Raw genomic sequence first — 14,083 nt, forward strand, 5'->3', positions numbered from 1 at the left:
CGCGGTGACTGGCCGTGACTCTAGGCGTGTGTGGGGGACGTAAGGAGGGTCTGACCGATGCTGTGACGCTCTTGTTATGACACGAGGTAATGCAGAGCGGTACGCCGTGGGGAGAACGCCGGAATTCAAGCCGATTCGCCCCGTCCACATGGTGAGAATCCGCAGGACGGTCCGTGATCCGTTCAGGCGTCTCGGAGGTTTTGGTGATTACCTGAGGCTGTTGCTGCAGGCGACTTTCAGGCCCTTGGAGAGGTGTTGCGCGTACCGCCGGCCGAGGATGAAACTCTGATTCTGTATTGCGCGCATATTACGCAGAGTTACTTCCAGGAAAGGCAGTCCGGCGTCCTTCGGCACCTTTCCGCATTCCGTCACGTCCATGGTTATGGTGATCTTGCGGGGAGAGCCCGCCTTTGTCCGGAACGGGGTGCGCGGCTCGGTCGTCAGCCGGAGCCCGGCGTAGGGCTGGCCCACCCGGCTGACGGTGATGGGCGGTCCCGCGTCCACGGTCAACAGCACGTCGAAGCGGAATCCGCGGGCCGGCACCCCGGCCCCGGCGGTCCCGTCCCGCAGGTAAGAGATCGTCATCGCCTGCGCCGGGTAAGGAACTTGGGGCGGCGGCGGGTGCGGTGGGCGGGTCGCGTAGAGGTAGCCGCCGCCCGCGACGGCGATCACCGCCGCGACGGCGGCGAGGGCGGCGCGGCGGTGGCGGGCGTACAGGGCCGCGAGCGGTGCGCGCCGTCGTCCGGCGGCCTCCCACTCCACGGCGTCCCACGCGCGCGTGCCCTCGCCGGGCTCCAGGGGCCCCGTGCCGCTCATCGCCAGGGCCCTCCGCTCGGAACGCCGTGCCGGTACCGGTCGGCGCACGCCGCACGCGCCCGGCGGGCGATCAACTCGTCCGCCGCGTCCGCCCCCTGACGCCGCTCGGCCGCCCGCGCCGCGTCCACGACGGCCCGCAGGATCTCGTACTGGCCGTTGGACAGCCCCATCGACTGGTAGTCCCCGTAGGTGCCGCTGTCGAGCACCTTCCGTGACCAGCGTGCGACGCTCTCGGCGCACAAATCGGCGTCGGACGACGGCGAGGGGGCGGACAACTCGGCGTCGGACGACGGCGAGGCGGCGGCCGAGTCGTGCGCCGCGTGGCCGGGGCCGCTGGGGGCACCTGGGCCGCCGGGTCCGCCCGTGGAGGGTTTCGCGCCGCCCGTACGGGCACAGCCGGCCGTCAGCAGCGTCGCGGACAGTGCCAGTCCGAGCGCCAGGAGCCTCGCCCCCCGCCGGGATCCTGCGAGCCATCGGCTTCCGAGCCGTCCCATGTGCCGAAGCTAAGCGGCGGGACGGCCCGGGGCAACGGCCGGGCGGAGCCCCTTTTCCGCCACGGCCGGCCCGGGGCCCGCGAAGATGTCCGGGACACTCAGTCGCCGGCCGGGCGGACCGGGGCCTCGTCGCCGGGCCGGACGTCGCGCAGCAGGCAGGTCAGCCGGGCGGTGCACACCCGGCGTCCCTCCTCGTCGCTGATCACGATCTCGTACGTCGCCGTCGACCGCCCCCGGTGCACGGGCATGGCCACGCCGGTCACCAGGCCCGAGCGGACCCCGCGGTGGTGGGTGCAGTTGAGGTCGACGCCGACCGCGATCTTCGAGCTGCCGCCGTGCAGCATGGAGCCGACCGAACCCAGCGTCTCCGCCAGCACCGCGGACGCGCCGCCGTGCAGCAGCCCGTACGGCTGGGTGTTGCCCTCGACCGGCATGGTGCCGACGACCCGCTCCGCCGACGCCTCCAGTATCTGCACGCCCATGCGATTGCCGAGGTGGCCCGCGGAGAACAGTGCGGGCAGGTCGACGCCGAACGCGGCGTACTCGTCGACGACCTCCTGCGGGAATCTCACCTGCTGCTGCTCACCCATGGGCGTGGCTCCGTTCTCGTACAGCTGACACGTGGCTGAGCAAACGCTCAGTCGGTCGCCGATTGTTCCAGACGGTCCTCCGGGCGGACCTGGGAGCGGCCGCCCCCGGGGCCGCCGGCCGGTTCGTGCGCCAGGGCCTGCTCCAGGCGGACCACGACGGACTTGCTGGCCGGTGTGTTGCTGGTGTCGGCCGTGGCGTCCAGCGGCACCAGCACATTCGTCTCCGGGTAGTAGGCGGCGGCGCAGCCACGGGCCGTCGGATAGTGCACGACCCGGAAGCCGGGCGCCCGCCGCTCCACGCCGTCGCGCCACTCGCTCACCAGGTCGACGTACGCGCCGTCGGCGACGCCCAGGGCGCGTGCGTCCTCGGGGTTCACCAGCACCACCCGGCGGCCGCCCGTGATGCCCCGGTAGCGGTCGTCGAGGCCGTAGATCGTGGTGTTGTACTGGTCGTGCGAGCGCAGCGTCTGCAACAGCAGCCGCCCTGAGGGCAGTTCGGGGTACTCCACGGGGGCCGCGGTGAAGTTCGCCTTCCCGGTCGCGGTCGGGAAGCGGCGCTCGTCGCGCGGCGCGTGCGGCAGCGCGAAGCCCCCGGGGCGGGCCACCCGCGCGTTGAAGTCCTCGAAGCCGGGGACCACGCGCGCGATGCGGTCGCGGATCCCCGCGTAGTCCTTCTCGAACTCCGCCCAGGGCACCTTGCTGTCCGCGCCGAGCACCCGGCGCGCCAGCCGGCACACGATCGCCGGCTCGGACAGCAGGTGCCGGCTCGCCGGCTCCAGCCGCCCGCGCGAGGCGTGCACCATGCCCATGGAGTCCTCCACGGTCACGAACTGCTCGCCGCCCGCCTGCACATCGCGCTCGGTGCGGCCCAGGGTGGGCAGGATCAGGGCGCGCGCGCCCGTGACCACGTGCGAGCGGTTCAGCTTGGTCGACACGTGCACGGTCAGCCGGGCGCGCCGCACGGCCGCCTCGGTGACCGCCGTGTCGGGCGAGGCGGAGACGAAGTTGCCGCCCATGGCGAAGAACACCTTCGCCTCGCCGTCGCGCAGCGCGCGGATCGCCCGCACGACGTCGAAGCCGTGCCCGCGCGGCGGCGCGAACCCGAACTCCTTCTCCAGCGCGTCCAGGAAGGCCGGCGCCGGCCTCTCGAAGATGCCCATCGTGCGGTCGCCCTGCACGTTGGAGTGGCCGCGCACCGGGCACACGCCGGCGCCGGGACGGCCGATGTCACCGCGCAGCAGCAGGAAGTTGACGACCTCGCGGATGGTCGGCACCGAGTGCTTGTGCTGAGTGAGGCCCATGGCCCAGCAGACGATGGTCCGCCGCGAGGCGAGGACCATGCCGAGGGCCCGCTCGATCTCCGCGCGCGTGAGACCGGTGGCCGCGAGCGTCTCCGCCCAGTCGGCGGCGCGGGCGGCCCGCGCGAACTCCTCGTACCCGTGCGTGTGCTCCCGCACGAACTCCTCGTCGACCGCGCCCTCGGTCTCCAGGATCAGCTTGTTCAGGAGGCGGAACAGGGCCTGGTCGCCGCCGATGCGGATCTGCAGGAACAGATCGGTGAGCGCGGCGCCCTTCAGCATGCCCTGCGCGGTCTGCGGGTTCTTGAACCGCTCCAGGCCGGCCTCGGGCAGCGGGTTGACGCTGATGATCCGCGCGCCGTTCGCCTTGGCCTTCTCCAGCGCGGTGAGCATCCGGGGGTGGTTCGTCCCCGGGTTCTGCCCGGCCACGATGATCAGGTCGGCCCGGTGCAGCTCCTCCAGCAGGACGCTGCCCTTGCCGACGCCGATCGTCTCCGACAGCGCCGAGCCGGACGACTCGTGGCACATGTTGGAGCAGTCCGGCAGGTTGTTGGTGCCCAGCTCGCGCGCGAAGAGCTGGTAGAGGAACGCGGCCTCGTTGCTGGTGCGGCCGGAGGTGTAGAAGACGGCCTCGTCGGGGGAGGCGAGGGCGGAGATCTCCTCGGCGATGATGTCGAAGGCGCGGTCCCAGCCGACCGGCTCGTAGTGCGTGCCGTCCTCGGCGAGATACACGGGATGGGTGAGCCGGCCCTGCTGCCCCAGCCAGTACCCGCTGCGCCCGGCGAGGTCCGCGACCGGGTGCGCGGCGAAGAACTCCGGGGTGACCCGGCGCAGCGTGGCCTCCTCGGCCACCGCTTTGGCGCCGTTCTCGCAGAACTCCGCCCGGTGCCGGTGGTCCGCCTCCGGCCAGGCGCAGCCCGGGCAGTCGAAGCCGTCCTTCTGGTTCACCCGCAGCAGGGTCAGCGCGGTGCGCCGCACGCCCATCTGCCGCTGGGCGATGCGCAGGGTGCGGCCGACGGCCGGCAGCCCCGCCGCCGCGTGCCTGGGCTCCGCGACCTGCGGCGCGTCCTGGACCGGATCACCCTTGGGCGGCTTCGTCGCCATCGCACGCTCCCCTTCGACTGCGTGTGAGAAGTACGCCGCAGATCCTCCCACGGGGGCGCCGGCAGGCGGCCGGGGCGGGCGACGCCGGTGCGCGCCCGGCGCCCGCCGCGAGCGGCGCGGGCCCGCCGCGGCGTTTCGCCGCGGAGCGGGCCGGTCCCGGCTGTCAGTGCGCCGTGGCAGGATCGGGGACGTGGCAGAAACAGCATCGAAGAAGACCGACAGCACCCCCGGCGGCCGTCCCCGGCTGATGCTCATGGACGGGCACTCGCTGGCCTACCGCGCGTTCTTCGCGCTGCCCGCGGAGAACTTCACCACCGCGACGGGCCAGCCGACGAACGCGATCTACGGCTTCGCGTCGATGCTGGCCAACACGCTGCGTGACGAGGAGCCCACGCACTTCGCGGTGGCCTTCGACGTCTCCCGCAAGACCTGGCGCTCCGAGCGGTTCACCGAGTACAAGGCGAACCGATCCAAGACCCCCGACGAGTTCAAGGGGCAGGTCGAGCTGATCGGCGAGCTCCTGGACGCCATGCACGCGCAGCGTTTCGCCGTCGAGGGCTTCGAGGCGGACGACATCATCGCCACCCTCGCCACCCAGGCCGAGGCCGAGGGCTTCGAGGTGCTGATCGTCACCGGCGACCGCGACTCCTTCCAGCTCGTCAGCGAGCACACCACCGTGCTGTACCCGACGAAGGGCGTCTCGGAGCTGACCCGGTTCACCCCGGAGAAGGTCGTCGAGAAGTACGGACTGACGCCCGCCCAGTACCCGGACTTCGCCGCGCTGCGCGGCGACCCGTCGGACAACCTGCCCGGCATCCCCGGCGTCGGCGAGAAGACCGCCGCGAAGTGGATCAACCAGTTCGGCTCGTTCGCCGAACTCGTCGAGCGTGCCGAGGAGGTCAAGGGCAAGGCGGGCCAGAACCTGCGCGACCACCTGGAGTCGGTCAAGCTCAACCGGCTGCTCACCGAGCTGGAGCGCCAGGTGGAGCTGCCCAGGACGGTCGCCGACCTGGAGCGCGCCCCGTACGACCGCAAGACCGTCGCGATGGTGCTGGACACCCTGGAGATCCGCAACCCGTCGCTGCGCGAGCGGCTCTTCGCCGTCGACCCGGGCGCCGAGGAGGCCGAGACCACGCCGATCGCCGCGGACGGCGTGGAGGTGGACGGCACCGTGCTGCGCACCGGCGAGCTGGCCGGCTGGCTGGCCGGGCACGGCACCGGGACCCTCGGCGTCGCCACGGTCGACGCGTGGGCGCTGGGCACCGGCTCGGTCACCGAGATCGCGCTCGCCGCGGCCGGGGGAGCGGCCGCCTGGTTCGACCCCGCCGAGCTGGACGAGGCCGACGAGCGTGCCTTCGCCGGCTGGCTCGCCGACGCCGGCCGCCCGAAGGTGTTCCACAACGCCAAGGGGGCCATGCGGGTCCTCGCCGAGCACGGCTGGCGCGTCGAGGGCGTCGTGATGGACACCGCGCTCGCCGCTTACCTGGTCAAGCCGGGCCGCCGCTCCTTCGACCTGGACGCGCTGTCCCTCGAGTACCTGCACCGTGAGCTGGCCCCCGCCGCCGCGGCCGACGGGCAGCTGGCGTTCGGCACGGACGAGGGCGCCGAGGCGGAGGCCCTGATGATCCAGGCCCGCGCCGTCCTCGACCTCGGGGAGGCGTTCGAGGGCCGGCTCGAGGAGGTCGGCGCCGCCGACCTGCTGCGGAACATGGAGCTGCCCACCTCCGCCCTGCTCGCCCGCATGGAGCGCGACGGCATCGCGGCCGACCACGCCCACCTGGAGGCGATGGAGCAGACCTTCGCGGGCGCCGTGCAGCAGGCCGTGAAGGAGGCCCACGACGCCGCCGGCCGCGAGTTCAACCTCGGCTCGCCCAAGCAGCTCCAGGAAGTCCTCTTCGGCGAGCTGGCCCTGCCGAAGACGAAGAAGACCAAGACCGGCTACACCACGGACGCCGACGCCCTGGCGTGGCTCGCCACCCAGACCGACAACGAACTGCCGGTGATCATGCTCCGGCACCGCGAGCAGGCGAAGCTGCGCGTCACGGTCGAGGGCCTGATCAAGACCATCGCGGGCGACGGCCGTATCCACACCACGTTCAACCAGACGGTGGCCGCGACCGGCCGGCTGTCGTCCACGGACCCCAACCTGCAGAACATCCCGGTCCGCACCGACGAGGGCCGGGCGATCCGCCGCGGCTTCGTGGTCGGCGACGGCTTCGAGTCGCTGATGACCGCCGACTACAGCCAGATCGAGCTGCGCGTGATGGCCCACCTCTCCGAGGACGAGGGCCTGATCGAGGCGTTCACCACGGGCGAGGACCTGCACACCACGGTCGCCTCCCAGGTCTTCTCCGTCGGCCGGGACGCGGTGGACGCGGAGATGCGCCGCAAGATCAAGGCCATGTCGTACGGCCTGGCCTACGGACTCTCCGCCTTCGGCCTCTCCCAGCAGCTCAACATCGAGGCGGCCGAGGCCCGCGGCCTGATGGACACCTACTTCGAGCGCTTCGGCGGCGTACGCGACTACCTGCGCCGGGTAGTCGACGAAGCACGGGCCACGGGCTACACGGCGACGCTCTTCGGACGCCGCCGCTACCTCCCCGACCTCAACAGCGACAACCGCCAGCGCCGCGAGGCGGCCGAACGCATGGCCCTCAACGCCCCCATCCAGGGCACGGCGGCCGACATCGTCAAGATCGCCATGCTCAACGTCGACCGGGCGCTGCGCGAGGCGGGCCTGAAGTCCCGCCTGCTGCTGCAGGTGCACGACGAAATCGTGCTGGAGATCGCCCCCGGCGAGCGCGCGGCCACGGAGGAACTCGTCCGCCGCGAGATGGCCGGCGCCGTCCGGCTGCGGGCCCCGCTCGACGTCTCGGTGGGCGTGGGCCGGGACTGGGAGTCGGCGGCGCACTGACACCCGGCTGGTGCCCCTCCGTGCACCGCCCGGGGAACTCCGGCCGCGACGAGGATCGGCGGTCCCGGCGTCCACAGAGGGGTGCGGTGACGTGCGCGCCGCGCCCCTGCCGGGCACTGCGAAGACGGTCGGCGGTCCCGGCGTCTGCGGGGGTGCGCTGACGTGCGCGTCGCGCCCCTGCCGGGCACCGGGAGGACGGTCGGCGGTCCCAGGGTCCGCGGGGGTGCGGTGACGTGCGCGTCGCGCCCCTGCCGGGCACTGCGAAGACGGTCGGCGGTCCCGGCGTCTGCGGGGGTGCGCTGACGTGCGCGCCGCGCCCCTGCTGGGCACAGGGAGGACGGTCGGCGGTCGCAGAGTCCGCGGGGGCGCGGTGACGTACGCACTGCGCCCCCGCCGGGCACTGCGACCACGACGGGCGGTCCCGGTGCCTGTGGGGGGTGCGGTGAGATACGCGTCGCGCCCCTGCCGGGCACCGCACCCCGCCCCCTGACCGGCGCAGCCCCGGCCGGGTGCTTCACTCACGTGGCCCCCGCCAGAACGCAGCCTCGTGCCCGCAGCCGCAACACTGCGGGCATGGGTATACGCACGCTCCACCGCCGGACGCCCGAGATCCTCGGCGGCACCCGGGCCGAGGCCGGCAGCGCCTCCGGCCCGGCCGCGGCCGCCTCACCGGTCCCGGCCCTCGCGCCCGGCGCAAGCACCGCCCGCATCCCCGCCGACCGGGCCGCGGCCGCCCGCCGTGCCATCGCCCGCCTGCTGCGCCGGCCGGCCGCCCGCATCCGCCGCGCCGCCCACCGGCGGGCCTGGGCGGACCTCGCCCGCGGCTACCTCGCGCTCCTGCTCACCGCCGTCCCCCGCACCCGGTCCAGGCCCACCCTCACCGTCTTCGTGGCCTCCCTCACCGAACAGCCACCCGGCCCCGTCCGGCACCGGCCACCCCACCAGGACCGCCCAACCCCGGGGCCGGATGCCGCATCCTGACCCCGGTTGTCCTGGCGGTCGTCCCTCACCGCACGGCGGACCGGTCCCGTCCGGCACCGGTCGTCTCTCCGGGACCGCCCGGACCCGGGGCCGGGCGCCGCCACACCCTGACCCCGGCCGCGTACAGCAGGAGCCCGAGCAGCAGCCCGGCGCCCGCGCCGAAGCACAGGGTCGGCACCAGGTCCAGCGGCCGCACGGAGGCACCCCGGTACGCCCACCACCGCACCACCCGCTGCACCACCCCGGCCAGCGCACAGCCGCCCAGCACCGCAGCGGCCCACCACCGGTCCCGCACGGACAGTGCGGGCACCCCCGCCGGGCGGCCGGCGGGCGCCCGCCGCAGGGCCCCCGCCAGGAACACGGCGATCACCACGGCGGCCACCGCCGACGAGCCGTACTGCAGCCAGGTGTACCGCGGCAGCCCCGCCGCCACCCCGCCGAGCCACGGGACCAGCCGCGACCCCCAACGGTCGTGGTGCGTGAACGCGTCCCACGCCACGTGCGTCAGCGCCCCGAGCACCGCCGACACGTACCACCACAGCACGCGGCCGGCTCGCACACGCGCGCGCGGCGCACCGCAGCGCAGCAGGGCGGCCGGGCCGCTCTGGCGGGCCCGGGGGAGCAGCGCCACCAGCGGCTCCCGCACGAACAGCCACAGCCCCACCAGCGCCCACGCGATGAGCACGTCCACGCCCGCCACCCCCGGCAGGGAGTGCGTGACCGTCCCGAACCCCATCGCCTCCGGCCGGACGCCAGCCGCGTAGTAGGTCAGGTCGGGCGCGAAGGAGCCCGCGACGAGCACCGAGGGCACCAGCCGGCCGCGTCCGCCGCCGTCGCGGCGGATGGCCGGCAGCACGGCCGCCGCATGACTGAGTGTGAACGGCAACGAGGCCCCCTCGGGCGGTCGTCGGCCACGGCTTCGCGACCGGTGATCACGTCCGGTCCAGTATGCGTCGGCCCCGCACCCGATCCCGCGATGCGACAGTCGTCGGCCAACCGGGGAAAACCGGACTCGAACGGGTGCCCCCGGCACACAAGTTGTCGTAGGGTCACCTGGGCTGCCGTGCCGGTCGGCACGGTCGCACACCCGTCGCACGGACGGAAAGGCGGAACAGGGGCAACCAGAGCACCGGGTCAACCGTCACACCAGAGCGAGGCAGACAGACGGAGACGGACGCGAGCACGCGTCCACGGGAGGGGTTCACTCTATGGCGGCGCATTTCGGCAGGCGGCTGCGCAAGGGAGCGGCGACCACCGCCGTGGCCGCGGCGGCGGTCGCGGCACTGTCCGCGTCCCAGGCTCCGGGAGCGGCCGGCGACGACCACGGCAGACCGGCCTCGGCCGGCTCCAGCAGCCCCGTACCCGACGCGGCCTCCGGCGGCGACGCCACCGGCAACTCGCCCTACTACACGGACCTTCCGCCGCTGAAGAGCCCCAACCCCAGCCCCTCGTCGACGGCCGGTGAGCCCGTCGCCCGGGGGGAGGCGGAGGCCGGCATCCCCGCGACCGTCCTCGACGCCTACAAGAAGGCCGAGGCCGAGCTGCGCTCCTCCAAGCCTGGCTGCAACCTGCCGTGGCAACTCCTGGCCGCCATCGGCAAGGTGGAGTCGGGTCAGGCCCGCGGCGGCCGCGTGGACGCCAACGGCACGACGATCGGCCGGATCCTCGGTCCGCAGCTCGACGGCAACGGCTTCGCGCTCATCAAGGACACCGACCACGGCGAGTACGACGGCAACAGCCAGTACGACCAGGCCATCGGCCCGATGCAGTTCATCCCCTCCACCTGGGCCTGGGCCGGCCGCGACGGCAACGGCGACGGCAAGGCCGACCCCAACAACGTCTACGACGCCGCGCTCGCCGCCGGCCACTACCTGTGCCGCAACGACTGGGACATGTCCACCCAGGCCGGCCTGCACAGCGCGATCCTCAGCTACAACAACTCGCAGGACTACCTGAACCTGGTCCTGAACTGGCTGCAGTACTACCGCAAGGGCACCCACTCCGTGCCCGACGGCACCGGCCGGGTGCCCGGCCACCGCAGCGACGACGGCACCCCGCGCACCCACACCACGGCACCGTCCGACCCGCCCGGTACGAAGCCCGACACCAAGCCCGACACCAAGCCGGACCCGAAGCCCGACACCGAGCCGCACCAGCCGGGCGGCGGCAGCCAGACCCCGGACCCGCAGCCGCCGAAGCCGCCGGTCCCGCCGAAGCAGCCCACGCCGTCGGAGACCGTCGACCACCTCGAGGACGCGGGCACCGCCAAGCTCACCGCCATGGCCGGCGACGCCTTCGACCAGCGCATCAGCACCCGCGCCGAGACCAAGGCGGGCATGGCCGTCGCCAAGGTCAGGGTCCGCTTCACCATCACCGGCGACACCGACGCCACCTTCGCCGGCGGCGAGAACATCGCCACCGTCGTCACCGACGCCAAGGGCGTGGCGGTCGCCCCGGCCCTCCAGGCGGGCGAGAAGACCGGCGACTTCAAGATCACCACGGCGGTCGTCGGCCACCAGGTCAAGAACGTCGGCTACACCGCCACCGTCACCGAGCACGCCGCCGACACCCTCACCCGCACCGGCGACACCGCGCTGACCTGCACCCCGGGCGCCGAGTTCGCCGAGAAGGTCCAGGTGCAGGCCACGTACAAGGGAGCGGCCGCGGACCGGGTCGCCGCCACCGCCACCCTGATCAAGGCCGCCGACGACGCCACCGAGAACGACAAGGGGCCCTACTTCAAGGACGCCGACGGCAAGCCGGTACGCACCCTCACCGGCCTCGTGACCGACGCCAAGGGCCTGCTCACGCTGCCCGCGCTGTACGCCGACGACACCACCGGCACTTTCCTGCTCAGGATCACCACCCCGGGCGGCGGCACCGTCACCGTCGAGCTGAAGGTCGCCGCCGCCGACGCCTCCGCGAGCCCCTCGCCGAGCCCGTCCGCGACCTCCTGACGGCACCCACGGCACGACCGGCCCGACGCGGCGAGGGCGCCCCTCCGCACCGGCGGACGGGCGCCCTCGCCGCGCGAGCGGCCGGCGTCAGCGCCGCAACCGGGCGTTGGTGTGCCGGGTGGGCTCCGCGGCCGCCGGGTCCTCTGGCCACGGATGCTTCGGGTAGCGCCCCCGCAGCTCGGCGCGCACACCCCGGTAGCCCTCGCGCCAGAAGGAGGCGAGGTCGGCCGTGACGGCGGCGGGCCGCCCGGCCGGCGAGAGCAGGTGCACGAGCAGCGGCACCCCCGCCACGGCCGGCGTCTCGCGCAGCCCGAACATCTCCTGCAGCTTCACGGCGAGCACCGGCCGCTCCGGATCCCGGTAGTCGATCCGGATCCTGGACCCACTGGGCACGGTGATCCGCTCGGGCGCCAGCTCGTCCAGCCGGACCGCGTCCCCGCTCGCCCACGGCAGCAGCCGCGCCAGCGCCTGCCCGGCGTCTATCCGCGCCAGATCCGCCCGGCGCCGCGCCCGGCCCAGCTCCGGCTCCAGCCACTCGTCCGCGCGCGCGTGCAGCGCCTCGTCCGAGACGTCCGGCCAGGGCCCGCCGACCTGCGTCCGCAGGAACGCCAGCCGCTGCCGCAGGGCCGTGGCCTCCGGCGACCAGCGCAGCAGCCCCAGCCCCTCGGCCCGCAGACCCTCCAGCAGCGCCGCGCGCACGAGCCCGGGATCGGCCTGCCGCAGCGGCCGCGCGGCCAGCTCCACGGCTCCCAGGCTTTCCACATGCCGGGCCACGACGTCACCGCCGGCCCAGCGCACCTCGTCCCGCTCCTCGAGCAGCGCGCCGGCGGCGGCCCGGGCCACGTCCTCGGTCACGGCCGCCCCCAGCCGCACGCGCGCGTGCCCCTTCCCCGCGGCCCGGTCGGCGACGGCGACGACGATCCAGGGCGCACCCCGCAGCGCCGACCCCTCGCCCAGCTCGGCGCGGGTCCCGGAGACCATCAGGTACGAGCCGCCGTCCAGCCTGGCGACGCGCTCCGGAAACGCCAGCGCGACGGTCGCCCCGACCAGCCCGTCCTCCCCGGACACCGAGGCCGCGACTTCGCCGGACACCGAGGCCGCGGCTTCCCTGGGCCGCGCCGCCGCAGCTTCTCTGGGTCGCGCCGTCGTGGTTTCCCTGGGGGCCGTGGTCTCCGCGTTCCCGGGTCCGGCCGTCGCGGCTTTCCTGAGCCGCGCCGCCGCAGCTTTCCCAGGTCCTGCCGTCGTGGTTTCCCTGGGGGCCGTGGTCTCCGCGTTCCCGGGCCCTGCCGTCGCGGCTTCCCCGAGCCCCACCGCCGCGGCTTCCCCGAGCCCCACCGCCACAGCTTCCCCGGCTCCTGCCGTCCCGGCACCTCCGGCGCCCGCCGCCACCGCACCTTCGGCGCCCGCCCGCGGCTCCGGACCGCCGGCGGGCGGGACTGACGCCGACGACACCGCCCGCAGCCGCCGTACCTCCGCGGCCCAGCGACCCGCGTAGGCGTCACCCCCGTGCCGGGCCCGTCGCAGAGCCCCGGCGAGATCGTCCCCGTACTCCCGCGGCACCTCCTCGGACAGAAGGGCGACGGCCTCGGCGCCGTCCCCGGCGGTGTCCAGCAGGGCCCGGCCCAGCCGCGGATGGACCCCCAGCCGGCCCAGCCGCACCCCGAGCCCGGTGGCCCGTCCCGCCGGGTCCACCGCGCCCACGGCCGTCAGCACCCCGCGCGCCGCCGCCATCGCGCCGCCCGGCGGCGGATCCGGCAGCGCAAGCCCCGAGGCGTCCGGGTCGCCCCAGCAGGCCACCTGAAGGGCGAACGCCGTCAGATCGGCCACCTTGATCTCCGGCGCCGGGAAAGCCGCCAGCCGGCCGTCCTCGGCCTCCGTCCAGCACCGGTACACCCAGCCCGGCGCCTCACGCCCGGCCCGCCCCGCCCGCTGCCGCCCGGCGGCGCGCGACGCCCGCACCGTCACCAGCCCGCTCAGCCCGCGCGCGTGGTCCACCCGCGGCTCCCGCGCCAGACCCGCGTCCACCACCACCCGCACCCCGGGCACCGTCAGCGACGACTCCGCCACCGACGTCGCCAGCACCACCCGGCGCCCCCGGCCCGGCGCCAGCACCGCGTCCTGCACGGCGGCCGGCGCCCGGCCGTGCACCTGGAGCACCTCCACCGCCCCCAGATCGCCAAGCTGACCCGCCACGCGCGCGATCTCACCCACGCCGGGCAGGAAACACAGCACGTCCCCCTCCCGCTCGGCCAGCGCCCGCCGCACCACCGAGGCCACATGGGCGAGCAGCGCCGGATCCACCCGCATCCCGTGCGGCGGCCGCACCGGACGCGCCGGAGGCGCCCACACGACCTCCACCGGATGCGCGACGCCTGCCGCCTCCACCACCCGCGCCCCGCCCAGCAGCCGCGCCCACGCCTCGGCGTCCGTGGTCGCCGACGCCGCCACCAGCCGCAGCTCAGGACGCAGCGCCTGCCGCACGTCCCACAGGAAGGCGGCCACAGTGTCGGCGTCCAGATGCCGCTCGTGACACTCGTCGAGCACCACCACGTCGACACCCGCCAGCTCCTGGTCCCGCTGCAGCCGCTGCAGCAGCACACCCGTGGTCACGACCTCCACGCGCGTGCGCCGTCCCACCACGCGCTCACCGCGGACCGTGTAGCCGACGCTGTCGCCGGTCCGCTCGCCGAGCAGCCACGCCATCCGCCGGGCCGCCGCCCGCGCCGCGATCCGCCGCGGCTCGGCCACCACTACACGCCGCGCGGGACCGCCGCCGGCCAGCCCGGCGAGCACCAGCGGCACCAGAGTCGTCTTGCCGGTGCCCGGCGGCGCCACCAGGACGGCCGTGCCGTCCGCGTCCAGGGCCTCGGTCAGGGCGGGCAGAGCGGCCCGCACGGGCAGCGAGTCGAGGGCGTCGTTACGGATCACG

At 74.6% G+C, this 14,083-nt stretch carries 9 protein-coding genes; 3 read left to right on the forward strand and 6 right to left on the reverse strand.

Annotated features, from left to right (window positions below; all coding sequences use genetic code 11):
* Positions 1-207 precede the first annotated feature (207 nt).
* The 4 genes from ACFQ9Z_RS26110 to ACFQ9Z_RS26125 form a co-directional block, all read right to left on the reverse strand.
* The gene (locus tag ACFQ9Z_RS26110; protein WP_383023239.1) at positions 208-816 is read right to left on the reverse strand and encodes a Tat pathway signal sequence domain protein; all 609 of its coding nucleotides are present in this window, start codon (positions 814-816) and stop codon (positions 208-210) included.
* A complete protein-coding gene (locus ACFQ9Z_RS26115) occupies positions 813-1,310 on the reverse strand; it encodes a hypothetical protein (RefSeq protein ID WP_383023241.1) in 498 nt (165 codons plus the stop codon). The genes ACFQ9Z_RS26110 and ACFQ9Z_RS26115 overlap by 4 nt, the downstream gene beginning before the upstream one ends.
* Positions 1,311-1,408: 98 nt before the next feature.
* Positions 1,409-1,900 (reverse strand): hotdog fold thioesterase, encoded by a 492-nt coding sequence (locus tag ACFQ9Z_RS26120; RefSeq protein ID WP_383023244.1) that lies wholly within the window; start codon positions 1,898-1,900, stop codon positions 1,409-1,411.
* 47 nt (positions 1,901-1,947) lie between these two features.
* Positions 1,948-4,302 carry an FdhF/YdeP family oxidoreductase gene (locus ACFQ9Z_RS26125; RefSeq protein WP_383023247.1) on the reverse strand — a complete coding sequence of 785 codons (2,355 nt, stop codon included), beginning with the start codon at positions 4,300-4,302 and terminating at the stop codon, positions 1,948-1,950.
* Between the two features lie 190 nt (positions 4,303-4,492).
* Here ACFQ9Z_RS26125 and polA point away from each other — a divergent pair, with 190 nt between their 5' ends.
* Complete coding sequence (gene polA, locus ACFQ9Z_RS26130; RefSeq protein WP_383023249.1) at positions 4,493-7,216, forward strand: DNA polymerase I; 2,724 nt, start codon at positions 4,493-4,495, stop codon at positions 7,214-7,216.
* Positions 7,217-7,789: 573 nt separating this feature from the next.
* Positions 7,790-8,197: a hypothetical protein gene (locus ACFQ9Z_RS26135; protein WP_383023251.1), complete on the forward strand. Its 408-nt coding sequence runs from the start codon at positions 7,790-7,792 to the stop codon at positions 8,195-8,197.
* Between the two features lie 25 nt (positions 8,198-8,222).
* Here the strand turns inward: ACFQ9Z_RS26135 and ACFQ9Z_RS26140 are convergent, their stop codons facing one another.
* On the reverse strand, positions 8,223-9,083 hold the full coding sequence (locus ACFQ9Z_RS26140) for a DUF4184 family protein (protein WP_383023253.1): 861 nt from the start codon (positions 9,081-9,083) through the stop codon (positions 8,223-8,225).
* A 322-nt stretch (positions 9,084-9,405) separates the two neighbouring features.
* Between ACFQ9Z_RS26140 and ACFQ9Z_RS26145 the strand changes: the two genes are divergently transcribed.
* Complete coding sequence (locus ACFQ9Z_RS26145; protein WP_383023255.1) at positions 9,406-11,154, forward strand: lytic transglycosylase domain-containing protein; 1,749 nt, start codon at positions 9,406-9,408, stop codon at positions 11,152-11,154.
* An 87-nt stretch (positions 11,155-11,241) separates the two neighbouring features.
* Here the strand turns inward: ACFQ9Z_RS26145 and ACFQ9Z_RS26150 are convergent, their stop codons facing one another.
* Positions 11,242-14,082 (reverse strand): ATP-dependent RNA helicase, encoded by a 2,841-nt coding sequence (locus ACFQ9Z_RS26150; RefSeq protein WP_383023258.1) that lies wholly within the window; start codon positions 14,080-14,082, stop codon positions 11,242-11,244.
* Between the last annotated feature and the right edge of the window lies 1 nt (position 14,083).

This window comes from Streptomyces sp. NPDC056580 (assembly GCF_042793175.1).
In the GTDB taxonomy this organism is placed as follows: domain Bacteria; phylum Actinomycetota; class Actinomycetes; order Streptomycetales; family Streptomycetaceae; genus Streptomyces.